The 18,053-nt window shown below is 67.4% G+C and carries 14 protein-coding genes; 13 read left to right on the top strand and 1 reads right to left on the bottom strand.

Translation table 11 applies throughout. From position 1 onward, the window contains the following. Positions 1-2 precede the first annotated feature (2 nt). From infB to ribF, 5 genes are all read left to right on the top strand, one after another. Positions 3-2,741: a translation initiation factor IF-2 gene (infB, locus tag ACTOXK_RS08395; RefSeq protein WP_482279895.1), complete on the top strand. Its 2,739-nt coding sequence runs from the start codon at positions 3-5 to the stop codon at positions 2,739-2,741. Between the two features lie 231 nt (positions 2,742-2,972). After that, on the top strand, positions 2,973-3,362 hold the full coding sequence (gene rbfA / locus ACTOXK_RS08390) for a 30S ribosome-binding factor RbfA (RefSeq protein WP_482278522.1): 390 nt from the start codon (positions 2,973-2,975) through the stop codon (positions 3,360-3,362). Positions 3,363-3,366: 4 nt separating this feature from the next. Then, positions 3,367-4,380, top strand: coding sequence for a DHH family phosphoesterase (locus ACTOXK_RS08385; protein WP_482278521.1), 1,014 nt, complete (start codon positions 3,367-3,369; stop codon positions 4,378-4,380). After that, complete coding sequence (gene truB / locus ACTOXK_RS08380; RefSeq protein ID WP_482278520.1) at positions 4,381-5,400, top strand: tRNA pseudouridine(55) synthase TruB; 1,020 nt, start codon at positions 4,381-4,383, stop codon at positions 5,398-5,400. Further along, the gene (gene ribF, locus ACTOXK_RS08375) at positions 5,381-6,307 is read left to right on the top strand and encodes a riboflavin biosynthesis protein RibF (protein ID WP_482278519.1); all 927 of its coding nucleotides are present in this window, start codon (positions 5,381-5,383) and stop codon (positions 6,305-6,307) included. Before truB ends, ribF begins: the two co-directional genes overlap by 20 nt. Before the next feature lie 98 nt (positions 6,308-6,405). Here the strand turns inward: ribF and ACTOXK_RS08370 are convergent, their stop codons facing one another. Continuing rightward, the gene (locus ACTOXK_RS08370) at positions 6,406-8,493 is read right to left on the bottom strand and encodes an LTA synthase family protein (protein WP_482278518.1); all 2,088 of its coding nucleotides are present in this window, start codon (positions 8,491-8,493) and stop codon (positions 6,406-6,408) included. A 264-nt stretch (positions 8,494-8,757) separates the two neighbouring features. Here ACTOXK_RS08370 and uvrC point away from each other — a divergent pair, with 264 nt between their 5' ends. The 8 genes from uvrC to ACTOXK_RS08330 all read left to right on the top strand — a co-directional run bounded on the left by uvrC (position 8,758) and on the right by ACTOXK_RS08330 (position 18,037). Beyond that, positions 8,758-10,782, top strand: coding sequence for an excinuclease ABC subunit UvrC (gene uvrC, locus ACTOXK_RS08365; protein ID WP_482278517.1), 2,025 nt, complete (start codon positions 8,758-8,760; stop codon positions 10,780-10,782). After that, positions 10,763-11,704, top strand: a complete 942-nt coding sequence (rapZ, locus tag ACTOXK_RS08360) for an RNase adapter RapZ (RefSeq protein WP_482278516.1) — start codon at positions 10,763-10,765, stop codon at positions 11,702-11,704. The genes uvrC and rapZ overlap by 20 nt, the downstream gene beginning before the upstream one ends. Positions 11,705-11,710: 6 nt before the next feature. Beyond that, entirely contained in the window at positions 11,711-12,862 is a 1,152-nt protein-coding gene (locus ACTOXK_RS08355) for a gluconeogenesis factor YvcK family protein (RefSeq protein ID WP_482278515.1), read from the top strand. Between the two features lie 9 nt (positions 12,863-12,871). After that, a complete protein-coding gene (gene whiA / locus ACTOXK_RS08350) occupies positions 12,872-13,813 on the top strand; it encodes a DNA-binding protein WhiA (RefSeq protein ID WP_482278514.1) in 942 nt (313 codons plus the stop codon). Between the two features lie 50 nt (positions 13,814-13,863). Next, positions 13,864-14,457: a type IV toxin-antitoxin system AbiEi family antitoxin domain-containing protein gene (locus ACTOXK_RS08345; protein WP_482278513.1), complete on the top strand. Its 594-nt coding sequence runs from the start codon at positions 13,864-13,866 to the stop codon at positions 14,455-14,457. Next, on the top strand, positions 14,450-15,316 hold the full coding sequence (locus tag ACTOXK_RS08340; protein ID WP_482278512.1) for a nucleotidyl transferase AbiEii/AbiGii toxin family protein: 867 nt from the start codon (positions 14,450-14,452) through the stop codon (positions 15,314-15,316). Before ACTOXK_RS08345 ends, ACTOXK_RS08340 begins: the two co-directional genes overlap by 8 nt. A 300-nt stretch (positions 15,317-15,616) precedes the next feature. Further along, positions 15,617-16,621, top strand: a complete 1,005-nt coding sequence (gene gap, locus ACTOXK_RS08335; RefSeq protein ID WP_482278511.1) for a type I glyceraldehyde-3-phosphate dehydrogenase — start codon at positions 15,617-15,619, stop codon at positions 16,619-16,621. A 228-nt stretch (positions 16,622-16,849) separates the two neighbouring features. Beyond that, a complete protein-coding gene (locus ACTOXK_RS08330) occupies positions 16,850-18,037 on the top strand; it encodes a phosphoglycerate kinase (protein ID WP_482278510.1) in 1,188 nt (395 codons plus the stop codon). Positions 18,038-18,053 lie beyond the last annotated feature (16 nt).

Raw genomic sequence — 18,053 nt, 5'->3', positions numbered from 1 at the left:
ATATGGCCAGCATGCGTGTCCATGAGTTGGCGAAGGAATTCGATATGTCGAGCGCGGATCTGCTCGACCGCCTGAAAGATATGAAGATCCCCGCGAAGTCCCACGCGAGCATGCTCAACGAGGCCTACGTGGACAAGATTCGCAAGAACCTGGAGCCGGAGATCCGCGCTCGCGCCGGCGCCCTGGCCGCCGAGGAGGCCGCGGCGCTCGCGGCCGAGCAGGAAGAGGCCGAGCGCAAGCGCGCCGAGGAAGAGGCCGCCCGCAAGGCCGCCCGCGAGAAGGAGCTCGCCGAGCGCGAGGCCGCCCGCGCCCAGCGCGAGAGCGCCCGCGCTGACGAGCCGGCCGCCGAGGAGCAGCCCGTGCGCAAGGCCCCGGCGCCCAGCTCCGCCTTCGCGAGCCTCGAGCAGCAGATCGCCTCCGAGAAGGAGCGCGTGGAGCGCGAGCGCGAGGCCGCCCGGGCCCGGGCCCGGGCCGAGAAGGCCGCCGCCGAGGTGGCCAAGAAGCGCGCCGTGGAAGAGGCCCTGCGCCGCGGTCACAAGAAGCCCGCGAAGGCCGCTCCGGTCGCCGAGGCTCCCAAGGCTGCTCCTGCCCCTGCCCCTGCGGCCCGCAAAGCCAACTTCGACTCGCTGTTGTCGCAGATCGAGGCCGAGAAGCAGCGCATGGAGGCCCAGAAGAGCGCCGAGGCCGAGGCCCGTCGCTCCGGCCGCGCCGGGGGCAAGAAGGGCAAGAAGGGCTCGGGGCATCAGATAGTGCCCGAGCTGGAGGCCCAGCAGGCCGCCACGCCCGAGGACCGCTACGCCCAGATGGCCGTCCAGGCCGAGAAGCTCCAGCGCGACAAGGTGCTCGCCGAGGCCCGCGCCGCCGTGGCCGCCGCCACCACCCACGAGGGGGAGGGGCGCCGCAAGAAGCGCAAGGAGAAGCGCGAGGCCGAGGCCCGCGAGCGCGCCGAGGCCGAGGCCATCGAGCGCGGCTTGGATCCCTCGCTCGTGCTGGACGACTCCGTGGTGGAGATTCCCCAGGGCGCGACCGTGGCCAAGTTCGCCGAGCTGCTCGGCGTGCAGCCTAACGACGTCATCAAGCGCCTGTTCATGCTGGGCCAGGTGCTCACGCTCACCCAGTCCATGAACGACGAGACCATGGAGCTCATCGCCGACGACATGGGCCGCAAGGTGCGCGTCGTGTCGCCGGAGGAGGAGTACGCCGTGGTGTACAACGATTCCGAGGCCGATCTGAAGCCGCGCCCGCCGGTGGTCACCGTCATGGGCCATGTCGACCACGGCAAGACTTCGCTGCTGGACGCCATCCGCGATACTGGTGTGGTGGCCTCCGAGGCCGGCGGCATCACCCAGCACATCGGCGCCTCCGTGGTGAACATCGGCAACCGCCAGATCACCTTCATCGACACCCCGGGCCACGAGGCCTTCACCGCCATGCGCGCCCGCGGCGCCCAGGTCACCGACGTCATCGTGCTCGTGGTGGCCGCCGACGACGGCGTGATGCCCCAGACCATCGAGGCCATCAACCACGCCAAGGCCGCCGAAGTGCCCATCGTGGTGGCCGTGAACAAGATCGACAAGCCCGGCGCCAACCCCGACCGCGTGCGCCAGGAGCTCACCGAGTACGGCGTCATCCCCGAGGAGTGGGGCGGCTCCAACATGTTCGTGGAGGTGTCGGCCAAGAAGAAGCTGCACATCGACGATTTGCTGGAGACCATCATCCTCCAGGCCGACGTGCTTGAGCTGAAGGCCAACCCCGATGCCGAGGCCTCCGGCTTCGTCATCGAGGCGAACCTGGACAAGGGCCGCGGTCCTGTGGCCACGGTGCTCATCCAGCGCGGCACCTTGCACACCGGCGATGTGGTGGTGGCCGGCACGAGCTACGGCCGCGTGCGCGCCCTGGTGAACCCCCGTGGCGAGCACGTGAGCGAGGCCAAGCCCGCCGACCCGGTGGAGATTCTGGGCCTGAACTCGGTGCCCACCGCCGGCGACGAGTTCCGCGTGTTCGAGGACGAGCGCGATGCCCGCAAGCTGGCCGAGGAGCGCGCCCTGCGCGCCCGCCTGGCCGCCCAGGAGACCAAGAGCCACATGAGCCTGGACGACCTGTTCAGCCGCATCGAGGAGGGCAAGCAGACTGATCTGAACCTCATCGTGAAGGCCGACGTCCAGGGCTCCATCGAGGCTTTGCGCGACGCCTTTGACAAGATGGACCAGTCCGAGGTGCGCATCAACATCGTGCACTCGGCCGTGGGCGGCATCACCGAGACCGACGTCACCTTGGCCGCCGCCTCCGATGCCATCATCATCGGCTTCAACGTGCGCCCCACGGGCAAGTCCCGCGTCCAGGCCGAGAAGGAGAAGGTGGACATCCGCCTGTACCGCGTCATCTACCAGGCCATCGAGGACATCAACGCGGCCCGCGTGGGCCTGCTCTCGCCCGACATCGTGGAGGTGGACACCGGTATCGCCGAGGTCCGCGACACCTTCAAGGTGCCGAAGGTGGGCACCATCGCCGGCTGCTACATCATCGAGGGCGAGATCAACCGCGACGACAAGGTGCGCATCGTGCGCGACGGCACGGTCATCTTCGAGGGCCACATGGCCAGCTTGCGCCGCTTCAAGGACGACGTGAAGAGCGTGAAGCAGGGCTACGAGTGCGGTATCGGCATCGAGAAGTTCCAGGACCTCAAGGTGGGAGATACCATCGAGGGCTACCAGGTGAAGGAAGTCGAGCGCACCGAGTAACTCGGCTGTCCGGCAACGGACAGAGGGCATACCTCCATGCTCAGACAGTCCTCGCTCGGCGGAACAGTCCACAGGACTGTTCCGTTCGCTGCGGAACTGCGCGTGGAGGCACACCCTCTGTCCGTTGCCTACTCTTACGGTTTCGCATACGTTGAGCTGTCGGAGGGTGCGAAGACGGGGCTTTCCCTATACTTGAACTATCTGTCCGCCACTACTTAAGGAGATGGCGTTATGAAGCAGAGTGCTTCCAATCGCAAGGTGAACGAGCAGGCCCGCGAGGTCATCGCGAGCATCCTGCTGTTCGACGTGTCCGACCCGCGGCTGCATCTGGTGACCATCACCGGGTGCGAGGTCAGCTACGATCGCTCGGCCTGCAACGTGTACTACACCACCGATCCCGACCGCTACGCCGATGCCCAGGCCGCCTTCGAGCAGGCCGCCGGCCATATCCGCTCGCTCATGGCCAAGAAGCTCTCCTGGCGCGTGGCGCCCGAGCTGCGCTTCCACCGCGACAAGTCCGTGGACGCTGCCGAGGCCATCGGGGCCGCCCTGGCCACCGAGCGCGAGCACCAGCAGCAGCGTATCGTGGAGGAGACCATCGGCGAGGATCGGGAGTTCTAGGCCCATGGCGGTGACCCCTCAGACCAATACGACCCTGGCCGCCATCGCCGAGGCGCTGCGCGGCCGGGACCATTTCGTGATCTGCGGCCACGTGAGTCCTGACGGCGACTGCCTCGGTTCCCAGCTGGGCCTGGCCTGGGCCTTGCGCCAGATGGGGAAGTACGTCGCCTGCGTGCTGGCCCGCGACGAGGAGCCGCCGCGCGATCTTACATTCATGCCCGGGGCCGAGCGCCTCGTGCCCGCAGCCCGCTTCACGGGCCCCTGCGAGGTGTTCATCGCCGTGGACGTGCCCACCCCCGAGCGTCTGGGCGACGGCGCGGCGCTCATGGCCGCGGCCGACCTCACGGTGACCATCGACCACCACGCCGTGCCCCAGGCCATGAGCGATCTCAGCTACACTGATCCCGACGCTCCCTCCACGTCGCTGCTCATCTGGGAGTTGGCGGCACTGCTGGGCGCCGATCGGGAGCGCCTTATCGCCACCTGCTGCTACACGGGCCTCGTGACCGATACGGGCCGCTTCCAGCACCAGAACGCGACGGAGGCCGCCTTCGCCGGCGCCGCCGAGATGGTGGCCGCCGGAACCGAGCCGCCCTTGGTGGCCCGGTTCCTCTTCCAGAGCCGGTCATTGGCCTCGGTGCAATTGGAAGGCCGCAACGTCGACCACATGGCCTTGTCGGCCGACGGGTCGGCGGCTCTCTCCTGGCTGTCCTGGGCCGACTTCGAGGCGTGCGGCGCCTGCAAGGCCGACGCCGAGCCCATGGTGGACGTGCTGCGGGCCATCGACGGGGTGGAAGTGGCCTGCATGCTGCGGGAGCAGGCCGGCGGCGAGATTCGCGGCAGCCTGCGGGCCAAGGGCGACGCCGATGTGGCCGCCATCGCCCGCGCCTTCGGCGGGGGAGGGCACACCGCAGCGGCCGGCTTCACGTTCGCCGGAACGCTCGCCCAGGCCGTCGATGCCCTGGCGGAGCGGCTCGGCATCGAAGATCCCGTGCGTCCCGGCGAAGGGGTGCGCTAGATGGCCAAGCGCGGAACGACCGATCTGTCGCTCATGGTGGCCGTGGACAAGCCCTCGGGGCTTACGTCCCACGACGTGATCAACCGGGTGCGCCGCATCTTCGGCGAGCGCCGGGTGGGGCACACCGGCACCCTGGATCCGCTCGCCTCGGGCGTGCTGCCCGTGTGCATCGGGCCGGCCACGCGCCTCGACCACTACCTCGTGGGTCACGAGAAGTCCTACGTGGTGTCCATCGTCTTCGGCGCCGCCACCGATACCGACGACGCCGAGGGCGAGGTCATCCGCACGGGAGAGGTGCCCGAGGAGGTGTTCGACCCCTTCTTCGCCACCACCTTCGTGGCCAGCTTGGTGGGGAAGTCCAAGCAGCTGCCCCCGGTGTACTCTGCCATCAAGGTGGGCGGCAAGAAGGCCTGCGACGAGGCGCGCCGTGGCCGCGTCATCGATCTGACGCCTCGCGACATCGAGGTGTTCTCCGCCGAGCTGCTCGGCATCTGGGGGGCCGACGGCACCGAGGCGCCCCGCTGGGACGTGGCCTTCACCGTGTCGGCGGGCACCTATATCCGCTCCCTGGCCCGCGATGCGGGCAACGCCCTTGGCTGCCCGGCCCACGTGGGGGCCCTGCGTCGCACGGCCGTGGGAGCCATCGCCCTGGACGAGTGCGTGAGCCTGGAAACCCTTGAGGACATCGGTCTGCGGGCGGCCCTCGATCCGCTGCGGGCCCTCGGCTGCCGCTTCGCCTATGTGGACGACGAGCTGGCCGCCAAGGTGCGCAACGGCAACCCTGTGGCCGTTGGCGGCCTCACGATCTGCGAGCGCCGCTGCGCCGATGCCGCCTCGGAGCTGTGCGCCTGCACGGCTGGGGTGCGCGAGAGCTGCGAGCCCCTGGCCAGCGACGAGACCATCGCCTTGGTGTACGATAACCGGGTCATCGCCCTGTACGCATACGACGCTGCCCGCCATCGCCTGGCGCCGCGCTGCGTCTTTCCGATAGGAGTTATCCGTGGCCATAGTGATCTTTAGGAACGATCCCGCCTACGACGAGGCATTGCTCGCCGGAGCCTCCGTGGCCTTCGGCGTGTTCGATGGCGTGCACGAGGGGCACCGCTTCATCATCGGCGAGGCTGCGGCCTCGGCCCGGGAGGAGAGCGCCCGAAGCGCCGTCATCACCTTCGACATCGACCCGGACGAGATGTTCGCCCCGGATCGGCTGAAGAAGCTCATGACCAACGAGGCCCGTATTGCCAAGCTCGCCGAGCTGGATGTGGACGCGGTGGTGCTGCTGCCGTTCTCCCGCGAGTTCGCGGCCCAGGCGCCGGCCGATTTTCTGGAAGCGTGCTTCGGCAAAGGGGTGCCGAGCCACATCCACATCGGCCACGACTTCCGCTTCGGCAACCGCGCCTCGGGCAACGTGGCCGATCTGCGGGCGTGGGGCGCCGAGCGCGGCATGGAGGTGCACGGCCACGATCTGGTGGCCGAGGGCGGCGAGCCGGTGACGGCCACCCGTATCCGCGGGGAGCTGGCGCAGGGCCGCGTGGCCGCGGCCGCCGAGCTTTTGGGGCGCCCCTACAGCGTGGTCGGCACCGTGCGCCCGGGCCGCGGCGACGGCCGCGACTTCGGCTTCGCCACGGCGAACCTGGAGATCCCGCCGATGCTCGACGTCATCGGGGAGGGGGTCTACGCCTGCTATGCCGTGGTGGATGGCGCCCGCTACAAGGCCGCGGTGTCCACGGGCATCGCCCCCATGTTCGCCGATCGCACCACTGCCAATATCGAGGTGCATATCCTCGATTTCGACCGGGATATCTACGGTCAGCCCATCGAGGTGGAGTTCATCGAATGGCTGCGCCCCATGATCGATTTTCCCACGGTGGACGAGCTCATCGAAACCACCATGGGCAACATCGCCTGGGTGCGCGAGAATCTGTAGCCTACCTGCATCAACAGCCTGCCTGCCGACCGTCCCAGTTCCGGGTCGCGCCGTGCAACCCGCAGGGCAACGGCGCGGCCCGTGATACGTCTCTCGGCTTACTCTCCGAATAACTGGGCGTGCTGGATGATGCGGTAGCTCTTGAGGGCATCTTCGGCCCGCTGCTGGACGTCGCTCTCGACGGCCTCGCCGAACCAGTGCCAGGTTCCGTTGCCGTCCCGGTAGCCGTTCAAATTGATGGCCGGCAGGGCCCTGCGCAGGGCCCGCTGGTAGCGGTCCTGCGGGGTCTCGGGCAGGCCGGCCGCCTCGGTGAGCAGACTGCGCAGGTAGTTCAGGCTCGTGACGTCGGCATCCGCTATCTTCGCGAGCCGGTTGCCGTACTGCGTCCGCGCAGCCTCGTTCGCCCAGATGAAGTAGGGGGTGCGGTAGCGCTGCTGCACCTCTTCCAGGGGCGATCCGTCCACGCTGTGCCCGTAGGTCTGCCGGAACAGCCAGTCGGCGAAGCCGGGCTGGTGGTCGCCGAAGAACACGACGACGGTGGGCTCGTCCCGGGCGTTCAGCTCGTCCACGAGCCAGCGCAGGTCCTCGTCGGACTGGCGGATGGCGGCCAAAAATTCGTCCACTTCGGCGCTCTGCACCTGCTCGGACTCCAGGTGCACCGCGTCGGCCGGGGGCACGAGGCCGGTGTCGTAGCCGCCATGGTTCTGGATGGTCACGTCGAAGACGAACTGGGGCGCCTCGCCCTCATCGATCTTTTGGAGCGCCCGCTCGTAGGTGACCCGATCGGTCACGAGATCGCGGAAGGTGTCGGCCCCCTCCATAGTGGTGATGTCGTCGAAATCGTCGAAGCCGAGCTGCTCGTAGATGCGGTCGCGCCGCCAGTTCGACGCCTCGGCCGGGTGGATGGCGTGGGTGCCGTAGCCGAGGGCCCGGAAGGCGGCGGCCAGGTTGTCCACCCCTTCCAGATCGTAGAGCACGTAGGGGTACACGCCGCCGCCCATGTTGCCCATGGAGGCGCCGGTGAGGAACTCGAACTCGCTGTTGCAGGTGCCCCCGCCCATGGCCGACACGTACACGTCGCCGCTGACCAGGGCATCGGCGGCCACCTCGCGGAAGAAGGGAGGGGCGGCGTTGGCGTCTTCCAGGCCGGGGTAGCTGGACAGATCCGAGAAGGTCTCGTTCATGATGGCGATGACGTTGGGGCCGTCGTAGGGGAGCGTGCCCTCGACCGCCGCGGTCTCCCCGTCGTCGGCCGCTCCGGGGAGCGCAGAGGCGCCCCTGTTCGGGGCCGCCGTGTCGGAGGGGGCTCCCACGGGCCCGTCGGCGAAGGGGGCGAGGATGGCGTCCACGGCCTCGGCCGAGTAGCCCTCCGGCGGCTTGGGAGTGAGCTCTTGGGCCCGGGACAGGAAGCACAGCGCGGTGCCCTGGGTGCCATAGGAACCCCGCACGTCCCACACGTCCACCTTCACGGCGCATTCCTCGCGGATGTCCACGGCGTTGAACTGGAGCGCCCCCGCCGCGACGAGCAGCACGGCGCCGAGGCAGTTCACCGCCGCGTCCCACCGCGTCACCTTGCGCCGGGGGCAGCCCAGGGCGAGCGCGACGGAGAAGGCGGCGAAGGCCCCCAGGCAGGCGGCCAGGCTCGGGGTGAGGAACAGGCTGTAGCCGCCGGCCACCGAGGCGGCCGTGGACAGGGCGAACAGGTCGGCCGGCACGATGGGCTGGCCCTTGAACTCGATGAGGAAGAAGTTGGCCGCGCCGGCGAACAGGCACAGCCCGACGAACACCGCCAGGGCGGCGCGGGTGCGCTGGCCGACGAGGAAGACGATGGCGCAACCGAGGGCCAGGACGGCCAGATTGGGTATCACATAGGCGACATCCATGGCGAGCAGGCTGCCGTTCCAGGGGGCCTCCAGCAGGCAGAAGCCCAGCAGCACCGCCGCCATGAAGAATGCGAGGCGCAGGAGGGACGCTCCCGCGCCGGCAAGGCGCGGCCCGGCCAAGCGCCGGCGCAGCCGAGGGGCGATGCCGCGGTCTGCGCGCGCATCGGCGCCGGGCGCGTTCTCGGCCGCTGCCGACGGGGCGGCCTCGGCCCGGACGGCGCCGTCGCCGGCCGCACCGCAGGGCGCCTTGCGGTCGGCGGCAGTAGGCGGCTTTGTGGCCGCGATGGGTTGCAAGTCAGTCAATGATTCCCTCCCGATGGGTTGTGCAGTTGCACAACGTACCATCAAAGGGCCCCGCGTGCGGCCCCTTCGCGGCAATTCCCCGCATAACTCGCCATTTCTCCAAGAAGATGAAGGCGTCTGCATCGCGGACCTTCGGCGCTCGAGTCGCGGTCGCGAACGCGCAGCTCGATCATCCCGGCCTGAAAGGCGCCCGCGCCCGTGTAGATTGGGGGACGGCCCCGGCCCCGCGTCGCGTCGGCGGGGCAGGCTCGCTATACTGTTCCCATGGAAAAAGAGACCCAACAGGAGAAAATCGAGCGCATCAAGCGGGAGCTGGCGGCCGTGCCCGCCGAGCCGGGCGTGTACCTGTGGAAGGACGCGGCCGGCGAGGTCATCTACGTGGGCAAGGCCAAGCAGCTGCGGGCCCGCATGCGCCAGTACGTGAACTTCCAGGACGACCGCGCGAAGATCCCCCTGCTCGTGGAGGCCATCCACAGCTTCGACTATATCGTGGTGGACAACGAGCACGAGGCGCTCGTGCTGGAGAAGAACCTCATCAACCAGTACAGCCCCTTCTTCAACGCCGACTTCAAGGACGGCAAGTCCTACCCCTTCATCGCGCTCACCAAGGGTGACGTGTTCCCGGCCATCAAGTACACCCGGGAGAAGCACCGCTCCGACACCAAGTACTTCGGCCCCTTCACCGACGCCCGGGCCGCCCGGGAGATGATCGACATCGCCCGGCGGGTGGTGCCCCTGTGCGCCGCCTCCTGCGCCGACTGGCGCCAGCTGACCCGCGCCCTGGAGAAGGACCCCCTCGCCTTCATGAAGCGCGACGTCCGCCCCTGCTTCGACGCCCACGTGGGCCTGGGGCCGGGGGCCTGCTGCGGGGCCATCACGCCGGAGGAGTACGCCGTCAACGTGCGCCGCATCAGCCGCTTCCTCTCGGGCAACCACCGGGAGTTCATCGACGAGCTCACCGAGGAGATGACCGCCGCGGCCGCCGAGCTCGACTTCGAGCGGGCCGGGCGCATCAAGGGGCGCATCGACACCATCAACTCGCTCACCGACAAGCAGCACGCCGTGTGCTGCCGCGACCTGAACGCCGACGTGGTGGGCTTCTTCCGCGAGGAGACCGTGGCCGGGGTGCACGTGCTCGTCATCCGCGAGGGGCGCATCGTGAACTCCAACGAGTTCGTGCTGAACCGCGGAACCGACGTGCCCGACCAGGACCTGCTGCGCAACTTCCTCATGCGCTACTACGACGCCACCACCACCATTCCCCGCGAGGTCATCGTGCGCACCCTGCCGGAGGACGCCGAGGCCATGGGGGAGTGGCTCACGGCCAAGCTGGATTCCGCCCACGGGGCCAAGGTCCGTTTCACGGCGCCCCAGAAGGGGGAGAAGGCCGACCTGGTGGCCATGGCCGAGACCAACGCCCGCCACGCCCTCATGCGCTACAAGGTGCGCACCAACTACGACGACAAGCGCATCAACAACGCCCTTCTGCAGCTGGAGAGCGCCCTGGCCCTCGACGCGCCGCCCATGCGCATCGAGTGCTTCGACATCTCCACCATCCACGGATCCTACACCGTGGCCTCCATGGTGGTGTTCACCGGCGGCAAGCCGGACAAGAACCAGTACCGCCGCTTCAAGATCAAGACGCCGCTCGACGAGGCCAACGACTTCCTCTCCATGCAGGAGGTGATGCAGCGGCGCTACGCCCCCGAGCGCATGGCCGACGAGCGCTTCGGAAGCAAGCCCGACCTCATCATCTTGGACGGCGGCAAGCCCCAGCTCACGGCGGCTCTGGCCATGTTCGAGGAGATGGGCATCGACGACATCGCCATCTGCGGCCTCGCGAAACGCGACGAGGAGCTGTTCGTGCCCTGGCAGGACACGGGCCCGGTGGTGCTGCCTTCCGGCTCGGCCTCGCTGTACCTGGTGAAGCAGGTGCGCGACGAGGCCCACCGCTTCGCCATCACCTTCCACCGCGAGCTGCGCGGCAAGGGCATGACGGCGAGCATCTTGGACGAGGTGGCTGGCCTGGGGCCCGTGCGCAAGAAGGCCCTCCTGAAGCACTTCAAGTCCTTCCGGAACCTGAAGGAGGCCACCCTGGATGAGATCAAGGCGGCCCGGGTGGTTCCCGACGAGGTGGCCGAGGAGCTCGTGGCCGTGCTGGCGCAGTATAATGGGCAGAAGGAAGCCAAGGAGGCGCGGCTCGCCCGGGCCGCCCGAACCGACGAGAACGCGGAGGCGCCCGGCGCCGATGCCGCGGAAGGGAGCGAAGATGGCCGAGGAATCAACTGAGATCGACCAGATGCCCGACTTCGTCATCGTCACCGGCATGTCCGGGGCGGGGCGCACCGAGGCCATGCATGTCTTCGAGGACTTGGGCTACTTCTGCGTGGACAACCTGCCCTCGAGCCTGCTGGGCGAGCTCGTGCGCGTGAACGACGAGACCGACGCTGCGGGCGGCCGGCGCCGTCTGGCCGTAGTGTGCGACTCGCGCAACGGCGACTTCTTCGGCGACTTGGACACCGAGCTGTCCGCCATGGCGGCCCGGGGCATCTCCTACAAGACGCTCTTCCTGGATGCGGCCGACGACAAGCTCATCGCCCGCTACAAGTCGAGCCGGCGCCGGCATCCCCTGTGCACCGACGGCACCACCATTTGGCAGGGCATCCAACGGGAGCGCCACCTGCTCATGGGCCTGCGCGATAGGGCCGATTTCGTCATCGACACCACGGATATGCTGCCCCAGAAGCTGCGCAGCACCATCCGCGGCCTGTTCTCCACGGGCAGCGAGCGGAAGGGCCTGGCCGTCACCGTGTACTCCTTCGGCTTCAAGCACGGGGCGCCCTACGACGCCGATCTGGTAATGGACGTGCGCTTTCTGCCGAACCCCTATTACGACCCGGAGCTGCGGCCCCTGACGGGGCTCGACGCCCCGGTGCGCGATTTCGTGCGCCTGCGCGAGGAGACCATCGAGTTCGAGCGGCGCTGGCACGACCTGCTGGACGTGGTGATGCCGGGGTATGTGGCCGAGGGCAAGCAGCAGCTGGCCATCGGCGTGGGCTGCACCGGCGGCCAGCACCGCAGCGTCGCCCTGGCCGAGGCCACGGGCGACTACCTGAAGTCCAAGGGCTACCGCGTGAGTGTGGCCCATCGCGATCTGCGCCTGGCCGAGCGCGGCGACGGCGCTCCGGCTGCCGCAGGGAAGGAAGCGTAGGTCGCGATGGGCATTCGCAAGACCGACGCCTTCCGCGTGGACCCGGCGGCCACGGCGGCCTTCTCGGCCCTGAAGAGCGCCCTGCCGAACCTGCGGGGCCTCGACGAGGACGACCGGGCCCTGCGCGCCGTGGTCATCGGCGGCGGTACCGGGGCCCCGGTGTCCATCCGCACCCTGCTATCGCTCGGGGTGCAGACGAGCGCCGTGGTGGCCATGGCCGACGACGGCGGAAGCACTGGCGTGCTGCGGGAGGAGGCCGATGCCACGCCTCCCGGCGACATCCGCAAGTGCCTCGTGGCCTTCGCCAAGGATCCGGCCGATCCCCTCGTGCGGGCGCTGAAGTACCGCTTCGCCGTGGCCCGCGACCATGCCCTGGGAAACCTGCTGCTCACGGCTTTGGAAGATGCCTGCGGGTCGTTCCCCGAGGCCATCGCCATCTGCGAGCGGCTCGTGAACGCCCAGGGGCACGTGTACCCCTCCACCCTGGACCACGTGGTGCTGTCGGCCCGCACCCGGGACGGGCGCGTGCTCGACGGCCAGGCCGTGGCCTGCCATTCCAAGACGGCCCTGGAATCGGTGTGGCTCGCCGCCGAGGACGGCCGGCCCCCGGCCCCCTACGAGCCGGCCTGCAAGGCCATCCGCGAGGCCGACCTCATCGTGCTGGGGCCGGGGTCGCTGTTCACCTCCATCATCCCGAACCTGCTCATTCCCGGCATCGTGGACGCCATCCGCGCCAGCCGGGGCCGGGTGCTGTTCGTGTGCGCCCTGGCCGACGTGCAGGGGGAGACCTGGGGGCTCACGGCTCGGGAGCACTTCGAGGCCCTGGCCGCCCACGGTATGGAGGGGCTCGTCGACTACATGCTCGTGCACTCGAAGGTGCCCCTGCGGGCCGAGAGCCCCGCCACGGGCAGCTTCGCGGCCCTGTCGGGGGCCGAGCTGGAGCACGCCTCCACATCGGACTTGAACGACAGCCAGCTCACCTGCGGCGTGCGGCCCATCTCCATCAACTACGGCGACATGCTGGCCATCCAGTCCCGCGGCCCCATCGTCATCAGCCGCAACCTGGTGGACGGCGAGCGCCCCACGTGGCATTCGCCCTTCGCCCTGCGCGATGCCTTCCAAAGCGTCATCAAGCTCTCGCGGGCCCGGCGGGGGTAGGGGAGCGCCATGTCGTTCACGGCCGAGGTGAAAGACGAGCTTGCCCGGGTGGTGCCGGCATGCCCGGTCTGCGAGAAGGCCACGCTGGCGGCCCTCGTGCGCATCGAGGGCACGCTGTTCGTGAGTGGCCCGGACCGCTACCGGGTGGAGATCGCCACCGACGCGCCGGCCGCTGCCCGGCTCGTGGTGCGCCTGCTGCACAGCATCTACCGCCTCAAGACGAACCTCACCATGCGCCGCAGCGTGCTGCACAAGACCCCGAACTACCTCATTGAGGTGCCGGCCCAGGCCCATCTGGCCGATGCCCTGCGGGATATGGGGGTGCTCTCGGCCGAGGGCGGCCTGGAAATGGGCATCAAGCCGGCCCTCGTGGCCCGGCCCTGCTGCGCGGCGGCCTACCTGCGGGGGGCGTTCCTCGGTAGCGGCTTCATCTCGAACCCCAAGAGCGACTTCCACTTCGAGATCACCGTGGAGTCGGAGTCTCTGGCCGAGGGCATCGTGGAGCTTCTGGCCCGCAAGGATATCGGCGCCCGCATCATGCAGCGGCGCAACTCCTACATGGTCTACCTCAAGAGCGGCGCGGCCATCCTGGAGTTCCTCGCCTGGACCGGGGCGCACCAGGCGGCCCTGTCCATGGAGGAGGAGCGGGTGGTGAAGTCCGTGCGCAACGACGTGAACCGCATGATAAACGCCGAGATGGCCAACCAGGCCAAGGCCGCCGGGGCCGCCGTGGGCCAGATCCACACCATCCGCACTGTGGTGGAGCACTACGGCATGGAGGAGCTGCCCCCGGCCCTGCAGGACTTCATCCGCCTGCGCGTCACCTACCCGGAGGCCTCCCTGAAGGAGCTGGGAGAGCGGGCGAACCCGCCGCTCTCGAAGAGCGCCGTCTACCACCGCGTGCGCCGCATCGAGCAGCTCGCCGCCGAGATCGAGGCGGGGAAGTCCTAAGGCTTTTTTTCTCCAGTACGTTGTGTATAATGCAAACTACTGGAGGAAATATGATAAAGACAACGAAAATGCTTTGTGAAGAGCTCGATGGCTATCGGGATCGACCGAACAAGATCGCGCGCATGGTGCGCAGCGGCGCGCTGGTGCCCGTGGTGCGCGGATTGTACGAGACCGATGCAGGCGCCTCCCCGTGGCCCCTGGCAGGGTGTATATACGGGCCGTCCTATATTTCCTTCGACAGTGCCTTATCCTACTACGATCTCATTCCGGAGGCCGGAAGGAGCATCACGAGCGCGACCTTTCGGAAGGGACGGGCGAAAAGCTACGAAACCCCCTTCGGGGTGTTCCTCTATCGAGATGTTCCCGCCTCGGCATTTCCCTTTGGCATAGCGACGCGAAGGGAGGGAGACGCCTCTTTCCGCATTGCAACGCCGGAGAAGGCGCTGTGCGATAAGCTCTACACTGAAGCGCCCATTGCCAACCGAGGCGAGTTGGAGGCGCTTTTGTACGACCATTTGCGGCTCGACATGGAAGATTTGGCCGCCTTGAACATCGACGACATTGACTTTCTCTCGGAGCGATATCGGTCCCGCAATGTGCGCAGGCTCGCGAGGTACCTGAGGAAGGGGTGGGAGGATGCATAGCGCCATCGAGTCCATGATTGCCTCCTATCAACCGGCTTCGACGATAGATAGGAAGAACGCCGCGAAGGAGGTCATTCAGGAGGTCGTGCTCTGCGGGCTTTCCCGGGGCGGCTTTTTTGGCAGGGCGGCCTTCTACGGCGGGACGGCCCTGCGCATCTTCTATGGTCTCGATCGGTTCTCGGAAGATCTCGACTTTTCGCTTTTCGACCCCGATGCCGATTTCGATCTCTCGCGCTATTTCGAGGCTGTCGAGTTGGAGGCGCGCTCGTTCGGGTTGAATATCGCTATAGCGATGCGGGAGAAGAGGCGTGCCTCGGATATTCAATCGGCATTTCTCAAGGGGAATACCCGCGAGCACCTCCTGTACTTTTATCCCGAAGAGGGCACCTTGGCGGGCATTCCATCCGATGAGAAACTGAAAATCAAGTTCGAGGTGGATGTGAATCCGCCGGCGAAAGCCCGCTTTCGCCGTACCTTTCGCCTCGCGCCCTCACCCTACGAGATCTGTCTCTACGACGAGCCATCCCTGTTTGCGGGCAAGATTCACGCGGTGCTGTGCCGGAGTTGGAAAAATCGCGTGAAGGGGCGCGATCTGTACGATTACCTCTTCTACCTCGGTCGCGGTGCGTCTGTCAATATGGAGCACCTTGAGGCCCGGCTCGTGCAGACGGGCTTTCTCGAAGAGCGTGAGCGGCTCGATATCGCCAAGGTGAGGAAGCTTTTGGGGGAGCGGTTCTCGCACATAGACTTCCGCGATGCCCGTCGAGACGTGGAGCCCTTTGTTGCCGATCACCGCCCGCTCGATCTGTGGTCCCGTGATTTCTTCATCGCGGTGACCGAGGGGTTGAAGGGGGCGTAGCGCCGGGGCGGGACGATTTTCCGAGAGTGCGGTCTTGCTCGCGCTGCGTGCGGGGGACTCTCAGAGCGGATGCGGAGAAGCAAAGGGACGCGTCCCGGGCTTGGGACGCGCCCCTTCCCGTGAACGCCCAATCCGCCAATGACGATGAGGCTTTTCGCTTTGTGCAGGTACGACGCTTTTAGGGGCCGTCTGACCGAGAATCGTTACGGAAGGATGACGTTCGTAGTACACTGGCAGGGCCTTACGGCATACCAACGCCAGTTTTCCGGCATCTGTGGCATCTTGTGAAAGGAGATACCCGTGACAACCAAGGTAGGCATCAACGGATTCGGCCGCATCGGCCGCCTCGTGTTCCGCGCCATGGCCGACGATCCCGAGATCGAGGTGATCGCCGTTAACGACCTGGGCGAGAAGGCCACCGCTGCTCACCTGCTGAAGTACGACTCCATCCACGGCATCCGCAACTTCGACATCGAAGTGGTGGACGACGGCCTGGTGGTGGACGGCAAGCATGTGACCATGCTCTCCGACCGCGATCCGGCGAACCTGCCCTGGGGCGACTTGGGTGTGGACGTGGTCGTCGAGGCCACCGGTATCTTCAAGACCGGCGAGCTGGCCCAGAAGCACCTCGATTCCGGTGCGAAGAAGGTCGTCATCACCTGCCCGGCCAAGGACGAGGACATCACCATCGTCATGGGCGTGAACGACGATCAGTACGATCCGGCGGTGCACAACATCATCTCCAACGCCTCCTGCACCACCAACTGCCTGGCTCCCTTCGCCAAGGTGCTGCTGGAGAACTTCGGCATCAAGCGCGGCTACATGAACACCATCCATTCCTACACGAATGACCAGAAGATCCTCGATCTTCCCCACAAGGACCTGCGCCGCGCCCGCGCTGCCGCCGTGTCCATGATCCCCACCACCACCGGTGCCGCCCGCGCGGTGTCGCTCGTGCTCCCCGAGCTGCAGGGCCGTCTCGACGGCTTCGCCACCCGCGTTCCCACCCCCGACGGTTCCATGGTGGACCTCACGGTGGAGCTGGAGAAGTCGGTGACCGCCGAGGAGATCAACGCCGCCATGAAGGCCGCGGCCGAGGGCCCCTTGAAGGGCATCCTGGAGTACACCGAGGATCCCATCGTGTCCATCGACATCGTGGGCAACGATCACTCCTCCATCTTCGACTCCCAGCTGACCATGGTGCTCGGCGGCGAGGGCAACTTCGTCAAGTGCATCAGCTGGTACGATAACGAGTGGGGCTATTCCAACCGCGTTAAAGATCTGGTTAAGATTCTACTGCCGTAGAATCGTAACCAGATCCCGACGCTGCGGATCCGACGGGCACCTGGCCTTGCCCCTTGTTTCGCACGCGGCGCGGCGCAAAGGCCGCTTGGTGCGAAGGCGGGGCAATTCCAGGCACCGGTCGGGTCCTCGCTGACTTCCTTGGGCGAACTAGTGCGACAAAACGAGTAATTATTTAAGAAAACCCGGTTGCCTGCTCTGAGCCGGGTTTTCTCTTTTGAAAGGAGCGATATGGCTGATATCAAGACCATCGATGACGAGAACTTCGCGGGCAAGCGCGTGCTCGTGCGCGTCGACCTGAACGCGCCGGTGGACGGCGAGGGCAATGTGACCGACGATACGCGCATTCGCGCGGCGCTGCCCACCATCAACAAGCTCATCGGCGACGGTGCCCGGGTGATCCTCACGAGCCACCGCGGCCGTCCGGCGGGGGAGGGCTTCGAGGAACCCTTCAGCCTCGGCCCCATCGCTCGCCGCTTGCAGGAGCTGCTCGGTCGTGACATCGTGCTCTCCCGCGCGCTCGTCGGCCCCGATGCCCAGGAGGTCGTGGACGCGCTGGAAGACGGCGATGTGCTGCTGCTGGAGAACATCCGCTTTGATAAGCGCGAGAAGAAGAACGACCCCGAGTTCGCCCGCGCCCTGGCCGATCTGGCCGACGCCTATGTGAACGACGCCTTCGGCACGGCCCACCGCGCCCACGCCTCCACGGCCGGCGTGGCAGCCTACCTGCCCTCTTATGCCGGCTACCTCATGGAGAAGGAGGTGGCCACCCTCACCGGCATGCTCGACGAGCCGCGCCGCCCCTTCGTCGCCATCCTCGGCGGCTCGAAGGTCTCCGACAAGATCAAGGTGATCGACGCCCTGCTCGACAAGGCCGACACCCTCATCATCGGCGGCGGCATGTGCTTCACCTTCCTGCTGGCCCAGGGCAAGGCCGTGGGCGCCTCCCTCAAGGAAGAGGACTGGGTGGAGCGCGCGGCGGCCATGATCGAGAAGGCCCGCGAGCGCGGTGTGACCCTGCTGCTGCCCACCGACGTGGTGGCCGCCGACGCCTTCTCCAACGACGCCCGCACCGCCATCGTGTCTGTGGACGAGATACCGGCCGATATGATGGGCCTCGACATCGGCCCCGAGACTGCGGCTGCCTACGCCCAGGCCATCGGCGAGGCCGCCAGCGTGTTCTGGAACGGCCCCATGGGCGTCTTCGAGATGCCCTCCTTCGAGGCCGGCACGCGCACCGTGGCCGAGGCCGTGGCGGCCAACGAGGCGGCCGACACCATCATCGGCGGCGGCGATTCCGTGGCCGCGGTGAACAAGTTCGATTTGGCGGATGCCATGACCTTCATCTCCACGGGCGGCGGCGCCTCCATGGAGCTGGTCCAGGGCGAGGCCCTGCCCGGCGTCGAGGCCCTGCGCTAACGGGAAGAAAGGAAGA

This window comes from Adlercreutzia sp., from assembly GCF_056795635.1.
This window is presented reverse-complemented; position numbering and strand designations above follow the sequence as displayed.

Coding starts and splice junctions, on each gene's coding strand:
- ACTOXK_RS08345 (WP_482278513.1), top strand. CDS start 13,864: ATGATAAAGACAACGAAAATGCTTTGTGAAGAGCTCGATGGCTATCGG.
- ACTOXK_RS08330 (WP_482278510.1), top strand. CDS start 16,850: ATGGCTGATATCAAGACCATCGATGACGAGAACTTCGCGGGCAAGCGC.
- ACTOXK_RS08385 (WP_482278521.1), top strand. CDS start 3,367: ATGGCGGTGACCCCTCAGACCAATACGACCCTGGCCGCCATCGCCGAG.
- rapZ (WP_482278516.1), top strand. CDS start 10,763: ATGGCCGAGGAATCAACTGAGATCGACCAGATGCCCGACTTCGTCATC.
- uvrC (WP_482278517.1), top strand. CDS start 8,758: ATGGAAAAAGAGACCCAACAGGAGAAAATCGAGCGCATCAAGCGGGAG.
- truB (WP_482278520.1), top strand. CDS start 4,381: ATGGCCAAGCGCGGAACGACCGATCTGTCGCTCATGGTGGCCGTGGAC.
- infB (WP_482279895.1), top strand. CDS start 3: ATGGCCAGCATGCGTGTCCATGAGTTGGCGAAGGAATTCGATATGTCG.
- rbfA (WP_482278522.1), top strand. CDS start 2,973: ATGAAGCAGAGTGCTTCCAATCGCAAGGTGAACGAGCAGGCCCGCGAG.
- ACTOXK_RS08340 (WP_482278512.1), top strand. CDS start 14,450: ATGCATAGCGCCATCGAGTCCATGATTGCCTCCTATCAACCGGCTTCG.
- whiA (WP_482278514.1), top strand. CDS start 12,872: ATGTCGTTCACGGCCGAGGTGAAAGACGAGCTTGCCCGGGTGGTGCCG.
- ACTOXK_RS08355 (WP_482278515.1), top strand. CDS start 11,711: ATGGGCATTCGCAAGACCGACGCCTTCCGCGTGGACCCGGCGGCCACG.